This is a genomic window from Sphingomonas yabuuchiae, assembly GCF_014199595.1.
Lineage (GTDB): Bacteria > Pseudomonadota > Alphaproteobacteria > Sphingomonadales > Sphingomonadaceae > Sphingomonas > Sphingomonas yabuuchiae.
This window is the reverse complement of record NZ_JACHNX010000003.1, coordinates 22,140-43,774: the sequence shown is the minus strand read 5'-3', so window position 1 is coordinate 43,774 and position 21,635 is coordinate 22,140. Positions and strand designations below refer to the sequence as shown.

The following is a 21,635-nucleotide window of genomic DNA, read 5'->3' as shown; positions in this document are numbered from 1 at the left end:
AGAGCCCCGGTCGATGGACCGGGCGGAGGAAATGGAAATGGCGACTGAAGTTCTGGTCCCGGTACTGGGCGAATCGATCTCCGAAGCGACGCTGGGCGAATGGCTGAAGCAGCCGGGTGACGCGGTGGCGGTCGACGAGCCGATCGCGAGCCTGGAGACCGACAAGGTCTCGGTCGAAGTGCCCTCGCCGGTGGCGGGCGTCATGGGCGACCATGCCGTCAAGGTCGGCGACACGGTGCAGGTCGGTGCGCTGCTGGCCACCGTCGATGCCGGTGGTTCGGCCCCGGCCAAGACCGAAGCGGCAACGCCTGCCGTGACCGCGGCTCCGGCCGCTGCCGCGCCTGCGCCTGCTGCGGCCCCGGCCGCTGACGAGTCGAGCGACTCGCCCGCAGCGCTCTCGCCGTCGGTGCGCCGCGCGGTCCTCGAGCATGGCCTCGACCCCGCGACGATCAAGGGCACCGGCAAGGACGGCCGCATCACCAAGGAAGACGTCGCCGCCGCCGCCGCCAACAAGTCGAGCACACCGGCGCCTGCCGCCGCTGCTCCGGCCGCTGCCCCCGCCGGTTCGGCGCGCAAGGAAGAGCGCGTGAAGATGACGCGCCTGCGCCAGACGATCGCCAAGCGCCTGAAGGAAGCGCAGAACACCGCCGCGATGCTGACGACGTTCAACGACGTCGACATGACCGCGGTGATCGAGGCACGCGCCAAGTATAAGGACCTGTTCGAGAAGAAGCACGGCGTCCGCCTGGGCTTCATGGGCTTCTTCGTGAAGGCCGCGACCATGGCGCTGAAGGACATTCCGTCGGTCAATGCCTCGATCGAGGGCGATGAGATCGTCTATCACGACTATGCCGACATCTCGGTCGCCGTCTCGGCCCCGAACGGCCTGGTCGTGCCGGTCATCCGCGATGCACAGGACCTGACGGTCGCGGGCATCGAGAAGACGATCGGTGATTTCGGCAAGCGCGCCAAGGACGGCACGCTCAAGATGGACGAGATGAAGGGCGGCACCTTCACCATCTCGAACGGCGGCGTGTTCGGCTCGCTGATGTCGACCCCGATCATCAATCCGCCCCAGTCGGCGGTGCTGGGCCTCCACCGCATCGAGGAGCGCCCCGTGGTCGTCGACGGCCAGATCGTCATTCGCCCGATGATGTATCTGGCGCTGTCCTACGACCACCGCATCATCGACGGTCGCGAGGCGGTGACCTTCCTCGTCGCGCTGAAGAACGCGATCCAGGATCCGACCCGCATCCTGATCGACCTCTGATCGCTTTGTGATCTATACGGGCCCTCGAACGGTCGAGGGTCCGTCCTTGCTGTGACAGGCGGGTGCGCCCGCAGGCTGGACCCCGAGAGCCGGGGAACGGGAGAGACAAATGGCTGAGTATGACTATGACGTCCTGGTGATCGGCGCTGGCCCCGGCGGCTATGTCGCGGCGATCCGCGCGGCGCAGCTGGGCCTGAAGACCGCATGCGCCGAAGCGCGCGAGACGCTGGGCGGCACCTGCCTCAATGTCGGCTGCATCCCGTCCAAGGCGCTGCTCCACGCGTCCGAGCTGTTCGAGGAAGCATCGCACGGTGCCCTCGCCAAGTTCGGTGTCGAGATCGAGGGCGCCAAGCTCAACCTCGACCAGATGCACGCCGAAAAGGCCAAGGCGGTCGGCGAGCTGACCGGCGGCATCGAATATCTGTTCAAGAAGAACAAGGTCACCTGGCTGAAGGGCAAGGCCGCGTTCCAGGATTCGAGCACGGTCAAGGTCGGCGACCAGACCGTCACCGCGCGCGACATCGTGATCGCGACCGGCTCGGTCGTGACCCCGCTGCCGGGCGTCGCAATCGACCAGAAGGTCGTGGTCGACTCGACCGGCGCGCTGGCGCTGCCCAAGGTGCCGGAGCATCTCGTCGTCATCGGCGGCGGCGTGATCGGGCTGGAGCTGGGCTCGGTCTGGCGTCGTCTGGGGGCCAAGGTCACGGTGGTCGAATATCTCGACCAAATTCTCCCCGGCTTCGACGGCGAGGTTCGCAAGGAATCGGCCAAGCTGTTCAAGAAGCAGGGCATGGAACTGAAGACCTCGACCAAGGTGACCGGCGTCACCGTCGAGGGCGACCGCGCGACCGTGTCGGTCGAACCGGCGGCTGGCGGTGCGGCGGAAACGCTGTCTGCCGACGCCGTGCTGGTCGCCATCGGCCGCAAGCCCAACACTGACGGGCTGAACCTGGAAGCCGCCGGCGTGAAGCTGAACGGCCGTGGCCAGGTCGAGATCGACCATGACTTCGCTACCAATGTCGACGGCGTCTGGGCGATCGGCGACGTGGCACCGGGCCTGATGCTCGCGCACAAGGCCGAGGACGAAGGCGTCGCGGTGGCGGAAAACATCGCGGGCCAGACCGGCATCGTGAACCACGACGTCATCCCCAGCGTCGTCTACACCATGCCCGAGATCGCCGGTGTCGGCCTGTCGGAAGAAGCCGCCAAGGAGCGTGGCGAAGTCAAGGTCGGCAAGTTCCCCTTCATGGCAAACAGCCGCGCCAAGACCAACCGCGACACCGACGGCTTTGTGAAGGTCATCGCCGACGCCAAGACCGACCGCGTGCTGGGCGTGTGGATCATCTCCTCGCTCGCGGGCACGATGATCGCCCAGGCCGCGCAGGCGATGGAGTTCGGCGCGACGTCGGAAGACATCGCCTATACCTGCCACGCGCACCCGACCCATGCCGAGGCGCTCAAGGAAGCCGCCATGGCGGTGCAGGGCAAGCCGATCCACATCTGATCGGGCTTTACCGGATCAACGGAGGGGCGGGCATCGCAAGGTGCTCGCCCCTTTTGTTATGGGCCTCTTGAATTCCTCCCCTGCAAGGGCAGGGGGACCATGCGCAGCATGGTGGAGGGGTGTCGCGCTATCGATAGCGCGACACCCCTCCGTCAGGCCTTCGGCCTGCCACCTCCCCTTGCAAGGGAGGAAAAGGGCTCCAGACTCATCCGCACGGACGGGACTTCGCCGCCGACGGCGACACAGGGGCGCATGACGCGGCCCGCCTCGACAAAACCGAGCTTGGTAAGCACCCGACCCGACGCAGGATTGTCCTCGAAATAGCCGGAGGTCAGGCGAGCAAGCCCAACATGCTCGAATCCAAAATCCACGACCGCCCGCGCTGCTTCGGTCGCTATTCCCCGCCCCCAATGGCCCGGGGACAGCCAATAGCCCAGCTCCGCGGTCTCCTCCTCCGGGGTCAGGCCGACCGCGCCGATCAGCTGATCCTCGCCCCGCAGCGTTATCGCCCATACCCATTCGGCGGGAACGACCCGCTCCAGAAAAAAGCGCGCATCATCCGGCCCATAAGGATGCGGCACGCGGGCCAGACGGCGGGCGACGTCCCAGTCCCCGACGATGGAAACGATCGCCTCCCCATCACGCTCGGCCGGACGCCGCAGTGACAGGCGGGGGGTGGCAAGGTTGGGGCGGCTGTCGAGATGGGGGATCATGATCTCGCCTACTGAAAGTTCATGGCATCGACGCAGCACACAAAAAAGGCGGCCAACGCTTTCGCGCCGCCGCCCTTCCTGTTCCGGACGAAAGGCTTACGCCTCGCTGCGATCCCCGTAATTGGCCAGTTCGTCGCCCATGATGCGGGTGACATGCAGCACATTGGTCGACCCCGGCGTGCGGAAGGGAACGCCCGCCATCAGCACGACCTGGTTGCCCGCCTCGGCGATGCCGTGGCGCAGCGCCATGCGCTTGGACTTGGCGACCATTTCCTCGAAGGATTCGACGTCGCGGGTGTGAACCGCGTGGGCGCCCCAGAGCAGGCCCAGACGACGGGCCGTCTCCAGCTGCGGCGTCAGCACCAGCAGCGGCACCGAGGGACGCTCGCGCGCGATGCGGCGCGCGGTCGAGCCGCTGGTGGTGAAGCAGATGATCGCCTTGGCCGACACGGTGTCGGTGATCCGGGCCGCCGCCTCGGCCAGCGCGTCGGCGGTGGTCGGATCGGGGGTCATCGCGGTGAAGTGGACGCGGTCGCCATGGCCGGGGTCGTTTTCCACCGACACGCCGATCGCGTTCATCATCGCGACCGACTCGACCGGCCAGGACCCTGCCGCCGACTCGGCCGACAGCATGATCGCGTCGGCGCCGTCATAGATGGCGGTCGCCACGTCCGACACTTCGGCGCGGGTGGGCGAGGGGCTCTGGATCATCGATTCGAGCATCTGCGTCGCCACGACCACCGGGCGGCCCATGCGGCGCGACACCTCGACGATGCGCTTCTGGAGCGGCGGGACGGCCTGGGGCGGCAGTTCGACGCCCAGGTCGCCGCGCGCGACCATCACGCCGTCGCACTGCTCGACAATCTCCTCCAGACGGTCGATCGCCTGTGGCTTCTCGATCTTGGCGAGGAGCGCGGCGCGTCCCTTGATCAGGCCGCGCGCCTCCATCAGGTCTTCGGGGCGCTGCACGAAGGACAAGGCAATCCAGTCCACGCCCTGCTCGACCGCAAAGGCCAGGTCCGAACGGTCCTTCTCGGTCAGCGCGGCCATGGGCAGCACGACGTCGGGGACGTTCAGCCCCTTGTTGTTCGACAGCGCGCCACCGACCTCGACCAGCGTGGTGATCTTGTCCGCGTCATGAAAGGCGACGCGCAGCACCAGCTTGCCGTCGTCGAGCAGCAGACGCGCACCCGGCTCGATCGCGGCGAAGATTTCCTTATGCGGCAGCTCGACACGGGTCGCGTCGCCCGGCGTCGGATCGCGATCGAGGATGAAGGTGCTGCCGGTTTCCAGCATGACCTTGCCCTCGGCGAACTTGCCGACGCGCAGCTTCGGGCCCTGAAGATCGGCCAGGATGGTGGTCGGGCGGCCGAACCGCTCCTCCAGGCCACGGATCGCCTGGATCAGCGGGATCTTCGACTGCTGGTCGCCATGGCTCATATTGATTCGGAAGGCGTCGGCGCCAGCCTGAAACAGGGTGGCGATCGTCTCGGGATCGCTGCTGGCCGGGCCGAGCGTGGCGAGGACGCGGACTTTGCGCGAACGAGGTGGGAGGGCCTTGGTCATGTTCACATCCTGCTTCTTTGCGGCCAGTGTCCTAAAGCCTAATGCGTTACGATCAACCTAGGAGCGACGAATATGAGCGATACGCTGGATGCGTTGAATGCAATCGATGACGCGGCGGCTGCGGCGGCGTTTCGTCGGCTGGTGATGCATTTGCGCCACCGTACCGATGCGCAGAATGTCGACCTGATGGGGCTGGCGGGCTTTTGTCGCAACTGCCTGTCCGACTGGGTGGGCGAGGCCGCCGGGGTGGACAAGGCGACCGCGCGGGCCGCGATCTATGGCATGCCCTATGACCAGTGGAAGGCCGAGCATCAGGCCGAGGCGACGCCGGAGCAGTTGGCGCGCATGGCCGAGAGTGTGAAGAAGAACCGTTAACCCCCGCTTGAGCGACGGCGCGGAAGCGCCTAGACCGCCCCCGATCCCGACATCCGCGCCGGACCGACCTTGCCCATGGGCGGGGCCCGTGTCGTGGCGGCGGATTCCTGGGAGCGGACAGGATTTCAAGAGGGTTAGAAGACCATGGCGGACGAGAATTTCGACAGCAGCGGCAATGTCACGGCCGACGAACTGCGCCTGCTGATCGAGCGGGCCGAGCGGCTGGAAGAAGAGAAGAAGGGCATTTCGGACGACATCAAGGACGTCTTCGCCGAAGCCAAGGCGCGCGGCTATGATCCGAAGGCGATCAAGAAGATCATGGCGATCCGCAAGAAGAAGCGCGAAGAATATCAGGAAGAGGAAGCCATCCTCGAAGTGTATATGAAGGCGCTGGGCATGATCTGATCCCGGTTTCGGGTTTGGATATGCGAAGGGCGGCGGGGCTGGTGGCTCCGTCGCCCTTTTTGTTTGTAATGAGCGGTGGGGCGTGGCCTTCGACTTCGCTCAGGCTGAACGGAGCGTAGGAGGTTGGCCTGGCAAAATATTCAGCCTTAACTTCCGTTCCGCCTGAGCGAAGTCGAAGGCCACGCGAAACCCTCACCCCATCTCCGCCGCCTGGGTCGTCCACCCAAGCCGCGGGATCGTGATCGACCGCTTCCCCGTAAGGTCCGTCCGGCACACGAACAGGTCGCGGCTCTCGATATAGGCGATCAGCCGCTTCACCCGGCCCAGCGAGCTGGTCCCGTACGTCTCGGCGATCTTGGTATCGGGCGGACAGGGTAGTCCCTCCCGCGCCGCGCGCGCCACCAGCAGGAACGCGCCCAGCATGTCGTCGGGCAGCATCGCGGCCAGTGCCAGGGCTTCCTGCCAGTCGGGGTCGTTGACGTCGAAAATCCCCGCCCGCGCGCAGGACAGGCGACGGGCAAAGCCGTTCAGGTCGAGCGGCGGCCGGGCCAGCCCCGCCATACGGCAGCGCACCTGGAAATCCTGGAACAGGACAGAGGCCGGGCGGAAGGTCGATTCGGGGTCCTCGACGATCGCGCGCAGCACCTGTTCATAGATCGCCTCGACCTCGCCCTCGTCCATCTCGGGCGCGGGCGGTGCGGCGGTGGTCGGCAGGGGCGGGCGGCCGAGATCGGCCATCAGTTCCTCGGCGGGCACCCGGCGCGGGCGCGGGTCGAAGGTCATGGGCAGGGTCGGCGCTTCCTCGACCGGCGCGAAGAGCAGTTCCTGCAAGTCCGGCGGCGGGGCGTCGGGCAGGGGGGTCAGCTTGGGGCTGCCCGACCGCGCCGAGGTCTCGACTGCGCCGATCTTCACCGTGATCGGCCGCCGCGAAACGGCGGGGCCGAGCGCCAGGAAGGTGCCGCGCGCCAGATCGCGGATCGAGTCGGCCTGCCGCCGCTCCATGCCGAGCAGATCGGCGGCGCGCGCCATGTCGATGTCGAGGAAGGTGCGGCCCATCAGGAAGTTGGACGCCTCCGCCGCGACATTCTTGGCGAGCTTGGCGAGTCGCTGGGTGGCGATCACCCCCGCCAGCCCGCGCTTGCGCCCGCGACACATCAGGTTGGTCATCGCGGACAACGAAGCGCGGCGGACTTCCTCGGTCACTTCGCCCCCCGTCGTGGGGGCGAAAAGCTGCGCCTCGTCCACCACCACCAGCGCGGGATACCAATGCTCGCGCGGGGCATCGAACAGGGCGTTCAGGAAAGTCGCGGCGCAGCGCATCTGGCCCTCGATCTCCAGCCCCTCCAGGCTGAGCACCACCGAGGCGCGGTGTTCGCGTATCCGCGAGGCGAAGCGCCCGACCTCGCGCTCGGCATAGTCGCCTGCCTCGATCACGACATGGCCATAAGCCTTAGACAGGGTGACGAAATCGCCCTCGGGGTCGATGACCACCTGTTGCACCTGGCCGGCCGATTTCTCCAGCAGGCGGCGCAGCAGATGCGACTTTCCCGACCCCGAATTGCCCTGCACCAGCAGGCGGGTCGCCAGCAGTTCCTCAAGATCGATCGGCACCGACGAGCCGCGCTCATCGGTTCCCATATCCACGCGTACCGTCATGACTGGCGTTTGGCCGATCAACGCCCCAAGGAGCAAGGCATTTGATTCCTTACGAGGAGCGCCAAGCCCATGGCCCTGTCGACCGCTGCCGAAATCGCCCGCCGCACGCTGGGCAAGCCTGCGCATGAACTGGACGAGGAAGAAGCCCAGGTCATTGCCGATATCGAGTCGGGCCAGCTCAGCGCACGCGACGCCGCCGATGTCGCGGACGAAACCTCGACCTGGGGCGAGAAGCTGGCGGACCGGGTGGCGGCGGTCGGGGGAAGCTGGGGCTTTATCATCACCTTTTCGGTGATCCTGCTGGGGTGGATGCTGCTCAACTCGGACGTGCTCAGCCATTTCGGCATGGCGTTCGATCCGTACCCGTATATCTTCCTGAACCTGATGCTTTCGACGCTGGCGGCGATCCAGGCGCCGGTCATCATGATGAGCCAGAACCGGCAATCGGCGAAGGACCGGCTGGCTGCGAGCCTCGACTATCGCACCAATTTGCGCGCCGAGATCGACATATTGCGGCTGCACCACAAGCTGGACAACGCCGTCACCGAACGGCTCGATACGCTGGAGGCGAAGATCGACGGGTTGGCAAAGGCCCTTGGGCAGTCGTAAAGAGCCCGATCATCTCAAGAGGCACCGATGGCAGGCCACAGCAAATTCAAGAACATCATGCACCGCAAGGGCGCGCAGGATAAGAAGCGCTCGGCAGCATTTTCCAAGCTCTCCCGCGAAATCACCGTGGCGGCGAAGATGGGCACGCCCGACCCGGACATGAACCCGCGTCTGCGCGCCGCCGTCAACGCGGCCAAGGCGGCCTCGATGCCCAAGGACAATATCGCGCGCGCGATCGACAAGGCCTCGCGCGGTGACGGGGAGAATTACGAAGAGGTCCGCTATGAGGGCTTCGGCCCCGGTGGCGTCAGTCTGATCATCGAGGCGCTGACCGACAATCGCAACCGCACCGCGACGAACGTGCGCACCGCAGTGTCGAAGAATGGCGGCAATCTGGGCGCTGGCGGCTCGGTCAGCCATGGCTTCGACCGGATGGGCCTGATCAACTATCCTGCCAGCGCCGGTGACGCCGAGAAGGTGTTCGAGGCAGCACTGGAAGCCGGGGCGGAGGACGTGACCTCGTCGGAAGACGGCCACGAGATCTGGACCGCGCAGGGCGATCTGCACGAAGTCGCCAAGGCGCTGGAGCCGGTGCTGGGCGAGGCCGAAGGCGCCAAGCTCGCCTGGCGTCCGCAGACCATGGTTTCGGTCGACGAAGCGGCGGCGGCGACGTTGTTCAAGCTGATCGACACGCTGGACGATGATGACGACGTCCAGACCGTCTGGGGCAATTACGAAGTCTCCGACGAAGTGATGGAAAAGCTGGCCTGATCCCAAATCCTCCCCAAGCTTGGCTTGGGGAGGGGGACCGCCGGGCGAAGCCCGGTGGCGGAGGGGTAAAGACGGCGTACACTGACCCCTCCGGAAAGCCCCAAATGACCCCACCCCCCGCCATCATCCTCGGGCTCGACCCCGGCCTCGGCACCACCGGCTGGGGGGTGATCGCGGTGGAGGGCAACCGGCTGCGCCACGTCGCCAACGGCCAGATCAAGACCGAGCCGTCGATGCCGCTGCCGCGCCGCCTCGCGAACCTGCACGCCGCGCTCTACGACGTGATCCGCCAGCAACAGCCCGACGGCGCGGCGGTGGAAGAGGTGCTGGGCAACAGCAATGCGCAGTCCACGCTGAAGCTGGGCCAGGCGCGTGGTATCGTCCTGCTGTCGGCGGCGCAGGCCGGGCTGATCGTCGGCGAATATCATCCCAGCATCGTCAAGAAGGCGACCGTCGGCACCGGCGGCGCGGACAAGAAACAGGTCCAGGCCATGGTCGGACATTTGCTGCCCGGCGTGAAGCTGACCGGCCCGGATGCGGCGGACGCGCTGGCGGTAGCGATCACCCACGCGCACCATCTGGCGAGCGCGCGGGCGATGCAGCGGCGCAACAGCGCGATCTGATCTGCGAGTGGGTCCGAAACGGACCGGATATGCCTGCGCCCCGCTTACGCTGACGATCTTCTCACGGCATCATCGATAACGCTCGGTCCTAAGGGGGCGGGCCTGTCGTGGCGTTGCGTTTGTCTGTTCGACGGGGAGCCAAGCCATGAAGCGCCGCCTATTCACCACATCCGCGATTCTTGCGTTCGTCACGATGCCCATGCCTGCCGAAGCGGCGATCATATCCGGGACCTCGGGAACCGCTGTACAGATCGAGCAAGACGACGGCGATGATGACAAGCCCTTCAATTGCAGCGGCGGCGACAAGGGGGGGCAAGGGCTTGACCAAATTCCGGACGGTCGCCGGCTGAGCGAAGTGATCGGGGTTCATGAATGCTGGCAGGCGAAGGTCGATAACAGGAGCTTCTACCACCTCAACGACCTTTACGGCCGCTGGGTTGTCGAACTGGTCGACGATGGCGGATATGTTCGCGACTATAAGCGAGAGCGGCACAGCGCGTTCAGTCGCTTCTTCATGGGACGGTCGCGCGGGGTGGTCATGTCCGTACGCATCCGGATGCGCGACCCCGATATCGAGTTCAACGTGCCGTTGGTCGCGGTCGATTATAACGGGCGCGGTCGTCAGGGCGAGGCTTTTGTCACCACGCTGACCGGGTCGGATATGGCGCTTCCCGATGTCCGCTTGTCCGTTAATTCCAGCGTCACGATCGAGGCCACGGGGCGCATCGCCGACGAGGTGGACATCCAGCCGACCGGAATCGTCCTGTCGACGCTTCGCGATTCGCTTGCGATCGCCGCGCCGGGAGGTTCGCTGTTGACCGCCATCAATCGCGAACAGGTCCAGCGCGTGTCGTCGGCCTATGACGTCGCCCTTTCCCGCCTGCTTTCCACATCGATTACCGAGACCGTCTCGGCCGGGCGGTTGATGAGCGAATGGTATCCTGGCGCGTCGATCGTCGTCATCGTGTATCTCCCCGAAAAAATTCGTGCTTCACGCTGGGGAATAGCGACGTTTCCGGAGAATCAGACTGGCAGCAACCGCCGGATGGTGTTTCGGATCAGCATGACCTGCCCGCGCGTGTCGGTCTTCGACGTGATGAACGCCTGCCAGAAGGGTGGCGCGAGAAGTGAAACAATACCCGCCCCTGACAATCTGAAAGCGTTGATCTATCGGACGGACTTCAAGAAATTGCATGGCCGTCCGGGTTTCCAGAGCGATCAATATAAATATGCGGTCGATCAACTGGCCGAGCGCGTCAGTCCCAGTCAGGTTCTGAATTTCCGATTGGGCGTCGGCAAGAATGTGCGCCAGTATCTGAGCGAGCAGGAGTGGTTCCTGGCGCTGTCCAAGCAACTCATCCTCATCAAGGACGAGGATGTGCAACAGGCCGAAGGGACGTTCGAAAGCGACAAGAATGCGCCGCCCGCCAAATCCCAGGCGGACGACACGGTTCGCGCTGCCGATCAATTTTGCTCGGCGATTTTCGATCGGCTCTACGCGGCTGGCCTGTCGCGCCTGGACTCGCAGATCGGGCTATGGGCCGTAGCCACGGGTATCGGAGACCTCGCCACCTATCGCAGCCTGTTCCAGCAGGCGCCGGTCTGCCGTGACAATCTGCCCGGTCGCGCCTGGACCTATCTGCCCAATGCAAGGCCTTCCGGCGCGGGTGGCGCGCAAGACGGGATGACGACGACGGAGAGTTCTTCTAACGAAGGGGCATGATCGCGCATCTCAAGGGACGTTTGGACTCCACCGGCATCGACCATGCGGTGATCGATGTCGGCGGGGTCGGCTATCTGGTCGGCGCTTCGGCGCGCACCCTGTCGTCCATCGGGCCGGTGGGCGAGGCGGCGATGCTGCATACCGAGATGCTGGTGTCCGAAGATTCGATCCGCCTGGTGGGTTTCGCCAGTGCGGACGAGCGTGACTGGTTCCGGTTGCTGACGGGCGTGCAGGGGGTGGGCTCGCGCGTGGCGCTGGCGATCCTGTCCGCGCTGGAGCCCGCCGACCTGATGCGGGCGATCGCCAGCGGCGACAAGGCGATGGTTGCGCGGGCGAACGGCGTGGGGCCGAAGCTCGCCCAGCGGATCGTGATGGAATTGAAGGACAAGGTCGGCGGCATCGTGCTCGCGCCCGGTTCGGGCGGCGGGGTGGCCGCGTCGGCCGGGGCTGGCGCGGATGCGGTGTCGGCGCTGCTCAACCTGGGTTTCCGGCCCGCCGAGGCCAATGCGGCCGTGGCGGCGGCGGAAGAGGAGTTGGGGGCGGGGGCGTCGCTGGATGCGCTGGTGCGGTTGGCCTTGCGCAAGGCGGCGAAGTAGCGCGGGGCGGGGGTGTCCCGTGGGCTTCGACTTCGCTCAGCTCGAACGGTTGTTGTAAATCCGACCCACCCCCAAACCCCGTTCAGCCTGAGCGAAGTCGAAGGCCAAGGGAAGCCATCACGCCAACAGCCCCGGCACCTCACGCCCCGCAAAATGCGCCTCCAGGTTCTCCACCACCATTGCCGCCATCGCCGCACGCCCCTCCCGCGTCGCGCTCCCCTGATGCGGGGCAAGGACGACATGGTTCATCCGGCGCAGCGCATAGGGCACGTCGGGTTCGTCGGCGAACACGTCCAACCCCGCCCCCGCGATACGATGCGACTCCAACGCCGCGATCAGCGCATCCTCATCGACCAGGCTGCCGCGCGCGACATTGACCAGCACGCCGTCCGCCCCCAGCCGATCCAGCACAGCGGCATCGACCACCCGCCGCGTCTCGTCCCCGCCCGGTGCGGCGAGGAACAGCACGTCGCTTTCCGCCGCCAGCGTCGCCAGATCGGGCATGAAGCGCCAGGCCACCGGCTTCTGTGACCGCGCGGTGTAGAGGATCTCGCCACCGAACGGCTCCGCCCTTTTGGCAATCGCCTGTCCGATCCGGCCCAGCCCGAAAATCCCGATCCGCCGTCCGCTGGCGCGCCGACCCAGCGGCACGGTCCAGTTGCCCATCCGCATCGCCCGGTCGTTCGCCGCGATCCGCCGGCCGACGGCCAGCCACAAGGCGATCGCCTGATCGGCGACATCCTCGGTCAATATGTCGGCGGTGATTGCGATGCGGATACCACGCGCCGCGACCGCGTCATGATCGATCCCGTCATGGCCGACGCCGTGGATCGCGATGATCTCGAGTTCGGGCAGCCGGTCCAGCAGCGCGGCGTCGACCGTCATCTGCCCACCGCCGACGATCGCTCTGGTGGTTGGCGGCGGCGCATCGCGGTGCAGCGTGAAGCGTTCGGCGAGCAGCAGCTCCAGGGCGGGCGAAACGGCGGTAGCCAGAAAAAGATCGTGCGGCATGACCCTGATGTAGCGCGTTTCCGTCCGTGAGTCCGCTATATGGGGTTAAGCCACCGCACGGGCGATTGTCTCGGCCGCGCATAGCCTGCTATGTTCGTGCAATGTTCGCGGAGCTTCTCGACAGCCATGCCCCCCAGCCGCTAGGGCTGACCTCGTGACCGACCAAGACCGCCTGTTATCCGCCAGCCGCCGTCCCGAGGATGTCGACGCCGCGCTCCGTCCCAAGAGCCTGGACGAATTTGTCGGGCAGCAGGCGGCGCGCGACAACTTACGCGTCTTCATCCAGGCGGCGCGGGGGCGCGGCGATGCGCTGGACCATGTGCTGTTCTTCGGCCCGCCGGGTCTGGGCAAGACGACCCTGGCGCAGATCATCGCGCGCGAAATGGGTGTGGGTTTCCGCGCCACCTCCGGCCCGGTGATCGCCAAGTCGGGTGACCTCGCCGCGCTGCTGACCAATTTGGAGGACGGCGACGTCCTGTTCATCGACGAAATCCACCGCCTGCAACCGGCAGTCGAGGAAGTCCTCTATCCCGCGATGGAGGACCGGGTCCTCGACCTGATGATCGGCGAGGGACCGTCGGCGCGTTCGGTGCGGATCGACCTGCCGCGCTTCACGCTGGTCGGCGCGACGACGCGGCAGGGATTGCTGACCACCCCCTTGCGCGACCGTTTCGGTATTCCGGTCCGCCTGCAATTCTACACGGTCGAGGAACTGACGCGCGTCGTCACCCGCGCCGCGCGGCTGCTCGACCTGCCCATCGCCGAGGACGGCGCGGTCGAGGTCGCGCGCCGCTCGCGCGGGACGCCGCGTATCGCCGGGCGGCTGCTGCGCCGGGTGCGCGACTTCGCCAGCGTGGCGGGGCATGAGATCGTCCACGCCGCCGCCGCCGACCAGGCGCTCAATCGGCTGGAGGTCGATGCGCTGGGGCTGGATGCGATGGATCGCCGCTATCTGACGATGATCGCCGACGTCTATCGCGGCGGGCCTGTCGGCGTGGAGACGCTGGCCGCCGGCCTGTCCGAGCCGCGCGACACGATCGAGGAGGTGATCGAGCCGTTCCTGATCCAGCTCGGCCTGCTCGCCCGCACCGCGCGCGGGCGTATCCTCAATCCGGGCGGGTGGAAGCATCTGGGGCTGAACCCGCCGGTCGGATCGCAGGATGGACTGTTCGACGCCTGAGCGGGCGGAGGCTGTAAATCGCTGAGATTGCATCCCATCTCCGTTCAGCCTGAGCGAAGTCGAAGGCCAAGCGGAACCAGTGGCCTTCGACTTTGCTCAGCCTAAACGGGGACGGGTATCGCGCTGAAAACGGACCCCCGCCGGTCGAACGACCGATAGGGGCCAGGTGGGTGTCTCTCTATGCTGCGTTCGGCCCGGCATCTCGTTCGGTGGCAATCACGACCGCGCAACCCTATGACTCATCACGCAAAAGCGCAGAGCCACGGGCTTTGGGGATGATCGAACCGTCCGGAGAGGCAGGGCCGAGCCCGGGTAACGAACCCCTTTGGCTTCGGTTGCGCGCGAAGGACGATCAATTTCCAATCTATTCCTCCCCTTGTAGGGGAGGAATGACCGATAATGGCCTGATAGTATTACCCCGATAATACACTTGAACCCGGCGACCATCCCCTCCACACTATGGATGCGTATTTGGAGAGTTTGAGAATGGCCACGACCGCCGATACCGTGACCCAGGAAAAGGGGCTGACGCTGACGCCGCCCGATCCCGTGCCGACGGTGGCGCCCGCCCAGGCCGCCGGGCTGGTGCCCGTCGACGACAAGACGCGCACGCAGCTGGAGCAGAAGGTCGATGGCTTCGTCGCCGAGTTGATCGCGCAGGACGTGAACAGCCCCGAATTCGGCCGCCGCGTCGACGCGATCACGGCGATGGGGCAGAAGGAAATCCGCGAGGCCGCAAGCCAGTCCAACCGCTTCCTCGATCGCCCGGTCAAGGCGATGGATGGCGAGACGGGGGTGGGCAAGGACCTGACCGAGCTACGCCGCGTCGTCGAAAGCCTCGATCCCGGCCGCCAGGGCAATCTCTCCGCGCCGCGTAAGTTGCTCGGCATCCTGCCCTTCGGCAACAAGATGCGCGACTATTTCGACGGCTATCGCTCGTCGCAGACGCATATCGCGGCGATCCTGAAGAGCCTTTCCTCGGGCCGCGACGAACTGCTGATGGACAATGCCGCCATCGATACCGAGCGCGCGAATCTGTGGTCGGCCATGGGGCGGCTGGAGCAGATGATCCATCTGTCCAAGACGATGGACGCCAAGCTGGAGGATACCGCCAACGAGCTGGATCACACCGATCCCGCCAAGGCCAAGGCGATCCGTGAGACCGCGCTGTTCTATACCCGTCAGCGGACCCAGGACCTGCTGACCCAGATGGCGGTGACGGTGCAGGGCTATCTGGCGCTCGATCTGGTCAAGAAAAACAATGTCGAGCTGGTGAAGGGCGTCGACCGCGCCTCGACCACCACCGTCTCGGCGCTGCGCACCGCCGTCACCGTGGCGCAGGCGCTGGCCAATCAGAAGCTGGTGCTCGACCAGATCACGGCGCTCAACACCACCACCGCCAACATCATCGATTCGACCGGCAAGTTGCTGCGCAGCCAGACCGCGCAGATCCATGAGCAGGCGGCGGCCTCGACCATCCCGCTGGAGACGCTGCAACGCGCCTTCCAGAATATCTATGACACGATGGATGCGATCGACAGCTTCAAGCTGAAGGCGCTCGATTCGATGAAGACGACGGTCACGACGCTGGGCAACGAGGTCGAGAAGTCGAAGGGCTATATCGCCCGCGCCGAGGGTGCGCAGAATCCGCAGCTGACCGGCGGGTCGTCGGCGTCGTCGTTCAAGCTGGAGGCGCTGTAATCCCGTGACCACCCCCCGCTCGAACGAGGTCGATGCCCAGATCGAGCGTGCGCGCGAAGTGATGGCGCGCATCTCGCAGGATTATCGTGGGTCCGCGCAAGCGACGATCAAGCGCGCCCGGCGCAAGACGCGCTCGGCGTTGCAACGGCTGATCCTGATCGCCATCGCCAACGCGGTCATCCTGATCGCGGCGATGGTGACGGGCCTGATCCTGCCCGGCGGGATCGGCATTTTCGGCGCGCTGGCGGCGATGATGCTGATGCTGGCGGCGACGCTGGCCATTGCGCTCGCGCCCGCCCCGCGCGCGCCGACGCCCGCCAAGCTGGCGCAGGTCGATATCAAGGCGCTGCCCGCCCAGACCGAACGCTGGCTGGAGGCGCAGCGCCCGCTGCTGCCCGCGCCCGCCGTGCAGCTGGTCGACCGGATCGGGCGGCGGCTCGATACGCTCTCACCGCAACTGGCGGGCGTCGACAACGAGACGCCCGAGGCGATGGAGGTCCGTCGCCTGATCGGCGAGCAGCTCCCCGCCTTTCTGCGCGATTACGAACGCGTGCCCGAGCCGCTCCGCCGGGTCGAACGCAACGGGCGGACGCCGGATGCGCAGTTGGTCGATGGCCTCAAGCTGATCGAGCAAGAAATCGGCGACATGACCCAGCGGCTGGCCCAGGCCGATCTTGACAGCCTGTCGACCCGCGGGCGATTTCTGGAGATGAAATATCGCGAGGAAAGGGCGGACTGATGCGGAGCGCGGCGGTGGTGGTGACGATGATGCTCTCCACCGCCGCGATGGCGCAGGACGGGCCGAGCAAGGCGGACTGGGACGCGATCAACGTATCGCTGAAGCAGCTGAAGGACGGCCGCTATCTCGACGCGGCGGACATATTGCGGTCGCTGGCCTTTGACGCGGCAGGCAAGCCCAAGCCCGGTATCTTCTATAGCCAGTGGCGAGAGGCGCAGACGCGCATGACGGCCGAGCCGGCAGGTCCCGAGCCCCAACCGTCGGACGGACCCGAGGCCAAGGCGGCGGCCGAGCGTCTGGTCGCCGCCACGCCGCGCGATGCGATCGCGGAGATCGTCGCGCGGGCGGCCAAGACTCGCGTGGTGATCCTCAACGAAAATCATGGCCTGCCGCGCGATCGCGCCTTTGCGCTGGAAGTTGCGCGGGCCTTGCGTCCGCTGGGCTATTCGCTGCTCGCGGCCGAAACCTTCTGGAACGCGGACGATCAGGCGCCGATGGCTCGGTTGGCGAAGGATGGCTTTCCAGTCCACAGCTCGGGGCATTATACCCAGGATCCGGTGTTCGGTGACTTCGTCCGGCAGTCGCTAGCCATGGGCTATCGCCCCGTGGCCTATGAAGAGATGGGAAGCGGCAAAGGCCTGAGCCGCGCCGAGAGCATCGCCCGGCGTGAGGAGGCGCAGTCCAGCAGCCTGGCCAAGGTGCTGGCCGCCGATCCAAAGGCCAAGATGTTCGTCTATGTCGGCCACAGCCACGTCGCCGAGGAGCCGATCGACGGCTCCGGCAACGCCAAGCAAAGCTGGATGGCGGCTCTGCTGAAGGCCAAGACCGGCATCGACCCGCTGACCATCGACCAGGTCACGCTGGGGCAGAGCGCCAGCGGCTATAATGGCCTGGCGCGCCGGGTTTTGGCGGCCAAGGCATCCGGCCGCTCGGTCGTACTGTTCGACGGCGACCGTCCTATGACGGTCGGCCAATATGCCGGTGCGGTCGATTTGCAGGTCTATCATCCGACCACGCGCATGGTGAAGGGCCGCCCCGACTGGCTGGCGGCGATGGGGCGCAAGTCGATGGTGATCCCGGCGGGCTTCGTGCCGCAAAAGGGCGAGCGGCTGGTGCAGGCATTCATCGCGGGCGAGAGCGACGATGCAATTCCGGTCGATCAGGTGCTGGTCCAGGCGGGCAAGAACGTTCCCGTCCTGCTGGTGCCCGGCGACAAGCCCCTGCGGCTGGCGATGCAGGACCCGGCATCCACCACACCCTGACCCGGCTTTCTTCCCCGTGCAGGGGAGAGAACGGGTTCATGACCTCTGGCTTCGCGCCGAACAGCCTATCCCCCAAATGAAAAGGGCTGCCGGGACGTCATCGCGACGGCCCCGGCAACCCCTAAACATGGTCAGCGGCCGGAGAGCTCCAGCCCGGGAGACCATGCGGGCCTCAAGACATCAGGCGCGACCGTTGATTGGGGGAAAATACCCCCCGAACCGCGCCTATCGATATCAGAGACCGGCCCCCCGAACGAACTGAACCGACCCCCTTGCTGAACCATGAGACATCGGATCACCTCCTTTCGCTAGTTAAAGCCAATGCGCCCTTTCAAAGTGCGCAACGCCAATGTGCGTAGGCGAACGCCAATAAACAAGACTTGTAATGCGATGATGTTTGGCCGAGCATCCTGCGCCCGCCAAATTGCGGGACTCAGCCCCGGCAATCCTCGATCACGCGTCCGATCTCCGCATAGGCGGGGATGACCAGCGGCACCTGGCCGCTCTGCTCGATGGTGAACCGGCCCCGGCTGAACGCCATGGCATCCAGCAGCGGATCGGCGACCGGCAGCGACAGCTCCGCTCCGCCCGCGACCGCATGGGCGGTCAGGCTGCGCGTCGTGCTGGAGGTGCGGATCGTGACCGCACCCGCGACCGAGGCGGGGCGGCCGAGGCGGATCTGGCGGGTGCGCGGATCACAGGCCAGGGTCAGGCGCGTGACGCCGGCCGTGCCGAATATCGCGACCGATCCCTGCGCGGCGCGCTGATACCGCCAGTCGCCGGGCGTCAGCGGCCAATCGCGCCAGTCACTCCCCAGCACCGGGCGCGGCGCGGGCGGGGCGGGACGGGGGGGCTGGCGCACCGGCGGCGCGGCCTCGGGGCGCGGGGCGGCGGGGATACAGCCCGACAGGGCGGCGGCCCCGACAATCGGGGCGAGGGAAGCAAGGGACAGGCGACGCATCGCATCCAGCCTATGCGGGAGGGGCCCCGGATGCTCAACCCCGTGCTGCGACGGGACGTGCCGATGCGGCGGGCATCGGAACCGAGATCGGAACCGGGTCCGGCTCCGGCGGTTCATCCGGCTAAACGGAGGTTAATATGGCCGAACACGATACGCCGACCCTGATCCTGGTTCAGTCCACCGTCTCGGGCACGCTGAAGCTCGAAAGCCGCGATGGCGATGCGATCGGCAGCGTCTACTCCTTCATGGTCCACAAGCGCTCGGGTCGCGCGACCCATGCCGTGCTGGCACTCGGCGGGTTCCTGGGCATGGGCAAGAGCTTCTATCCCGTGCCGTTCAGCCTGCTCCAGTTCGATCCGGTGGGCGATCAGTATGTCATCACCGTTGACCGCCGCCTGCTGGAGGGTGGGCCGAGCTGGTCCAACAATGCGCCGGTGTTCGATCAGGCTTATGCCGATCGGGTCGCGGGCTATTATGGGGTGGGGACGGAGAATTTGGATTTGGGTTGAGATTAGTCCTTAGCGGAGAGGGCCCTCCCCCATCCCCTCCCGCTTGCGGGAGGGGCGTGCCCGGTGCAGCGGCAGGAATCTCTCAGACGTAGCGACCCGAAGATATTCCGGTAACGCACCCCTCCCGCAGGCGGGAGGGGATGGGGGAGGGCCACCGCCAAGCAGCCCGAACCCCCCGATAATTAATTCGCCTTCCGCCCGCTGGCAAACTTCTTACTCTTCCCGAACCGCGTCTTGCGCGTGCCCGGCTTGCCCTCGTTGGAGCGCCCCATGATGGGCGCCTTCTGCTCGTGCACCGGCAGGCCCAGTTCCTCATTCTCCAACTGGCGAATCTCATCGCGCAACCGGCCGGCTTCCTCGAATTCGAGGTCGGCGGCGGCCTTGCGCATCTTCTTCTCGAGCTCCTCGATATAGGCACGCAGATTGTGGCCGACCATGTGCGGACGGTCTTCGTCGATGGGCACGGTGACCTGATCGCCCGACGCCACATGCGCGATGATGTCGCCGATCTGGCGGCGGATCGTCTGCGGTGTGATGCCGTGTTCGGTGTTGTACGCCATCTGCTTCTCGCGACGCCGCGAGGTTTCCAGCATGGCGCGTTCCATCGATCCGGTGATCCGGTCGGCATAGAGGATCACGCGGCCGTCGACATTGCGCGCCGCGCGCCCGATCGTCTGGATCAGCGAGGTTTCGGACCGCAAAAACCCTTCCTTGTCGGCGTCGAGGATCGCGACCAGCCCGCATTCGGGAATGTCCAATCCCTCGCGCAACAGGTTGATGCCGATCAGCACGTCATACACGCCCAGCCGCAGGTCGCGGATCAGCTCGATACGCTCCAGCGTCTCGACGTCGGAGTGCATGTAGCGGACCTTGATCCCCGCCTCATGCATATATTCGGTCAGGTCCTCCGCCATGCGCTTGGTCAGCGTGGTGACGAGGGTGCGGTAACCAAGCTCGGTCGTCTTGCGTGCCTCGATGATCAGGTCTTGGACCTGCTCCTCGACCGGCTTGATTTCGACCGGCGGGTCGATCAGGCCTGTGGGGCGGATGACCTGCTCGACGAAGACGCCGCCGGTCTGCTCCATCTCCCAGTTGCCAGGGGTGGCCGAGACGCTGACCGTCTGCGGGCGCATCGCGTCCCATTCGTTGAAGCGCAGCGGACGGTTGTCGATCGCCGAGGGCAGGCGAAAGCCGTACTCGGCCAGCGTGATCTTACGCCGATGGTCACCCCGCGACATGCCGTTGATCTGGCCGATGGTGACATGGCTCTCGTCGACGAACAGCACCGCGTTTTCCGGCAGATACTCGAACAAAGTGGGTGGCGGCTCGCCGGGGAGACGGCCGGTCAGGAAGCGGCTGTAATTCTCGATACCGTTGCAGCTGCCGGTCGCCGCGATCATCTCCAGGTCGAAATTGGTGCGCTGCTCCAGCCGCTGCCGCTCGAGCAGCTTGCCCTCGATCTCCAATTCCTTCAGCCGCTCGGTCAGCTCGAACTTGATCGCCTCGACCGCCTGTTTCATCGTCGGGCCCGGCGTCACATAGTGGCTGTTGGCGTAGATGCGCACCGAGTTGAGGCTGGCGACCTTCTTGCCGGTCAGCGGATCGAACTCGACGATCTCCTCGATCTCGTCGCCGAAGAAGGACACGCGCCAGGCGGAGTCCTCATAGTGCGACGGGAAAATTTCCAGATTGTCGCCGCGTACCCGGAAATTGCCGCGCATGAAGGCGGCGTCGTTGCGCTTGTACTGGAGCGCGACGAGCTTGCGGATGATCTCGCGCTGGTCGACGCTCTGGCCCTTTTTCAGGTCGAAGATCATCGCCGAATAGGTTTCGACCGAGCCGATACCGTAGAGGCACGACACCGAGGCGACGATGATGACGTCGTCGCGCTCCAGTAGAGCGCGCGTCGCGGAGTGGCGCATCCGGTCGATCGACTCGTTGATTGAGCTTTCCTTCTCGATATACGTGTCGGACCGCGGCACATAGGCCTCTGGCTGATAATAGTCGTAATAGCTGACGAAATATTCGACCGCATTGTTGGGGAAGAAGTTCTTGAACTCCCCATATAACTGCGCCGCCAGGATCTTGTTGGGGGCGAGGATCAGCGCGGGGCGTTGCAACTCCTCGATCACCTTGGCCATGGTGAAGGTCTTGCCCGATCCGGTGACGCCCAGCAGCACCTGATCCTTGTCGCCCGCGCGGGCCGCCGCCGTCAGTTCCTTGATCGCGGCGGGCTGATCACCGCTGGCGGTATATTCGGTGACGAGTTTGAAGCGCTTGCCGCCTTCCGCCTTTTCGGGACGCGACGGGCGGTGGGGGATGAAGCTGACCCCGGTTTCGGGCTCGTCGAGGGTGGTGCGGATCTGGATCGCCATGAAAGGGAATATGGGTCCAGTTGCGCTTTTGTTCCAGTGGTTGCGATGTTTGGGCGGCGGGGGCGGGGCGTGGGCTTCGACTTCGC

20 protein-coding genes are annotated in these 21,635 nt (G+C 65.8%); 14 read left to right on the top strand and 6 right to left on the bottom strand.

All coding sequences use genetic code 11. The features are described 5' to 3' along the window. Positions 1 to 37: 37 nt before the first annotated feature. Together odhB and lpdA are read left to right on the top strand one after the other, a co-directional pair. On the top strand, positions 38 to 1,270 hold the full coding sequence (gene odhB, locus GGQ89_RS05635; RefSeq protein WP_184104792.1) for a 2-oxoglutarate dehydrogenase complex dihydrolipoyllysine-residue succinyltransferase: 1,233 nt from the start codon (positions 38 to 40) through the stop codon (positions 1,268 to 1,270). Between the two features lie 109 nt (positions 1,271 to 1,379). Next, positions 1,380 to 2,774: a dihydrolipoyl dehydrogenase gene (gene lpdA / locus GGQ89_RS05630; protein ID WP_076717372.1), complete on the top strand. Its 1,395-nt coding sequence runs from the start codon at positions 1,380 to 1,382 to the stop codon at positions 2,772 to 2,774. Between the two features lie 152 nt (positions 2,775 to 2,926). Here lpdA and GGQ89_RS05625 read toward each other — a convergent pair whose 3' ends face one another. Together GGQ89_RS05625 and pyk are read right to left on the bottom strand one after the other, a co-directional pair. After that, complete coding sequence (locus tag GGQ89_RS05625; protein WP_184104790.1) at positions 2,927 to 3,487, bottom strand: GNAT family N-acetyltransferase; 561 nt, start codon at positions 3,485 to 3,487, stop codon at positions 2,927 to 2,929. 96 nt (positions 3,488 to 3,583) lie between these two features. Next, positions 3,584 to 5,053, bottom strand: a complete 1,470-nt coding sequence (gene pyk, locus GGQ89_RS05620; RefSeq protein WP_076717368.1) for a pyruvate kinase — start codon at positions 5,051 to 5,053, stop codon at positions 3,584 to 3,586. A 72-nt stretch (positions 5,054 to 5,125) separates the two neighbouring features. On the opposite strand from pyk, the gene GGQ89_RS05615 reads away from it, so the two are divergent. Both GGQ89_RS05615 and GGQ89_RS05610 read left to right on the top strand, forming a co-directional pair. After that, the gene (locus tag GGQ89_RS05615) at positions 5,126 to 5,428 is read left to right on the top strand and encodes a DUF1244 domain-containing protein (protein WP_056437009.1); all 303 of its coding nucleotides are present in this window, start codon (positions 5,126 to 5,128) and stop codon (positions 5,426 to 5,428) included. A 144-nt stretch (positions 5,429 to 5,572) separates the two neighbouring features. Then, positions 5,573 to 5,833 (top strand): DUF2312 domain-containing protein, encoded by a 261-nt coding sequence (locus tag GGQ89_RS05610; RefSeq protein WP_037570224.1) that lies wholly within the window; start codon positions 5,573 to 5,575, stop codon positions 5,831 to 5,833. A 192-nt stretch (positions 5,834 to 6,025) separates the two neighbouring features. Here GGQ89_RS05610 and GGQ89_RS05605 read toward each other — a convergent pair whose 3' ends face one another. Continuing rightward, the gene (locus GGQ89_RS05605; protein ID WP_184104788.1) at positions 6,026 to 7,489 is read right to left on the bottom strand and encodes a helicase HerA domain-containing protein; all 1,464 of its coding nucleotides are present in this window, start codon (positions 7,487 to 7,489) and stop codon (positions 6,026 to 6,028) included. A 69-nt stretch (positions 7,490 to 7,558) separates the two neighbouring features. Between GGQ89_RS05605 and GGQ89_RS05600 the strand changes: the two genes are divergently transcribed. The 5 genes from GGQ89_RS05600 to ruvA all read left to right on the top strand — a co-directional run bounded on the left by GGQ89_RS05600 (position 7,559) and on the right by ruvA (position 11,811). Further along, positions 7,559 to 8,098 carry a DUF1003 domain-containing protein gene (locus tag GGQ89_RS05600; protein ID WP_184104786.1) on the top strand — a complete coding sequence of 180 codons (540 nt, stop codon included), beginning with the start codon at positions 7,559 to 7,561 and terminating at the stop codon, positions 8,096 to 8,098. 27 nt (positions 8,099 to 8,125) lie between these two features. Then, the gene (locus GGQ89_RS05595; RefSeq protein WP_056437018.1) at positions 8,126 to 8,869 is read left to right on the top strand and encodes a YebC/PmpR family DNA-binding transcriptional regulator; all 744 of its coding nucleotides are present in this window, start codon (positions 8,126 to 8,128) and stop codon (positions 8,867 to 8,869) included. Positions 8,870 to 8,973: 104 nt separating this feature from the next. Then, entirely contained in the window at positions 8,974 to 9,492 is a 519-nt protein-coding gene (gene ruvC, locus GGQ89_RS05590) for a crossover junction endodeoxyribonuclease RuvC (protein ID WP_184104784.1), read from the top strand. Between the two features lie 145 nt (positions 9,493 to 9,637). Then, on the top strand, positions 9,638 to 11,215 hold the full coding sequence (locus GGQ89_RS05585) for a hypothetical protein (RefSeq protein WP_184104782.1): 1,578 nt from the start codon (positions 9,638 to 9,640) through the stop codon (positions 11,213 to 11,215). Continuing rightward, positions 11,212 to 11,811 carry a Holliday junction branch migration protein RuvA gene (gene ruvA / locus GGQ89_RS05580; RefSeq protein ID WP_056437027.1) on the top strand — a complete coding sequence of 200 codons (600 nt, stop codon included), beginning with the start codon at positions 11,212 to 11,214 and terminating at the stop codon, positions 11,809 to 11,811. The genes GGQ89_RS05585 and ruvA overlap by 4 nt, the downstream gene beginning before the upstream one ends. A gap of 117 nt (positions 11,812 to 11,928) precedes the next feature. Here the strand turns inward: ruvA and GGQ89_RS05575 are convergent, their stop codons facing one another. Next, positions 11,929 to 12,822, bottom strand: coding sequence for a 2-hydroxyacid dehydrogenase (locus tag GGQ89_RS05575; RefSeq protein WP_221238868.1), 894 nt, complete (start codon positions 12,820 to 12,822; stop codon positions 11,929 to 11,931). Positions 12,823 to 12,976: 154 nt separating this feature from the next. On the opposite strand from GGQ89_RS05575, the gene ruvB reads away from it, so the two are divergent. The 4 genes from ruvB to GGQ89_RS05555 all read left to right on the top strand — a co-directional run bounded on the left by ruvB (position 12,977) and on the right by GGQ89_RS05555 (position 17,704). Continuing rightward, complete coding sequence (ruvB, locus tag GGQ89_RS05570) at positions 12,977 to 14,002, top strand: Holliday junction branch migration DNA helicase RuvB (RefSeq protein WP_056437034.1); 1,026 nt, start codon at positions 12,977 to 12,979, stop codon at positions 14,000 to 14,002. Positions 14,003 to 14,488: 486 nt separating this feature from the next. Continuing rightward, a complete protein-coding gene (locus tag GGQ89_RS05565) occupies positions 14,489 to 15,703 on the top strand; it encodes a toxic anion resistance protein (protein ID WP_076717361.1) in 1,215 nt (404 codons plus the stop codon). Positions 15,704 to 15,707: 4 nt separating this feature from the next. Beyond that, entirely contained in the window at positions 15,708 to 16,442 is a 735-nt protein-coding gene (locus tag GGQ89_RS05560; protein WP_237243433.1) for a hypothetical protein, read from the top strand. Then, on the top strand, positions 16,442 to 17,704 hold the full coding sequence (locus GGQ89_RS05555) for a hypothetical protein (protein WP_184104780.1): 1,263 nt from the start codon (positions 16,442 to 16,444) through the stop codon (positions 17,702 to 17,704). The genes GGQ89_RS05560 and GGQ89_RS05555 overlap by 1 nt, the downstream gene beginning before the upstream one ends. A 433-nt stretch (positions 17,705 to 18,137) precedes the next feature. Here the strand turns inward: GGQ89_RS05555 and GGQ89_RS05550 are convergent, their stop codons facing one another. Next, positions 18,138 to 18,665, bottom strand: coding sequence for a hypothetical protein (locus GGQ89_RS05550; RefSeq protein WP_184104778.1), 528 nt, complete (start codon positions 18,663 to 18,665; stop codon positions 18,138 to 18,140). Positions 18,666 to 18,802: 137 nt separating this feature from the next. Here GGQ89_RS05550 and GGQ89_RS05545 point away from each other — a divergent pair, with 137 nt between their 5' ends. Next, a complete protein-coding gene (locus tag GGQ89_RS05545) occupies positions 18,803 to 19,174 on the top strand; it encodes a PRC-barrel domain-containing protein (RefSeq protein WP_056437049.1) in 372 nt (123 codons plus the stop codon). Between the two features lie 182 nt (positions 19,175 to 19,356). Here the strand turns inward: GGQ89_RS05545 and uvrB are convergent, their stop codons facing one another. Further along, positions 19,357 to 21,549: an excinuclease ABC subunit UvrB gene (gene uvrB, locus GGQ89_RS05540; protein ID WP_184104776.1), complete on the bottom strand. Its 2,193-nt coding sequence runs from the start codon at positions 21,547 to 21,549 to the stop codon at positions 19,357 to 19,359. Positions 21,550 to 21,635: the final 86 nt, after the last annotated feature.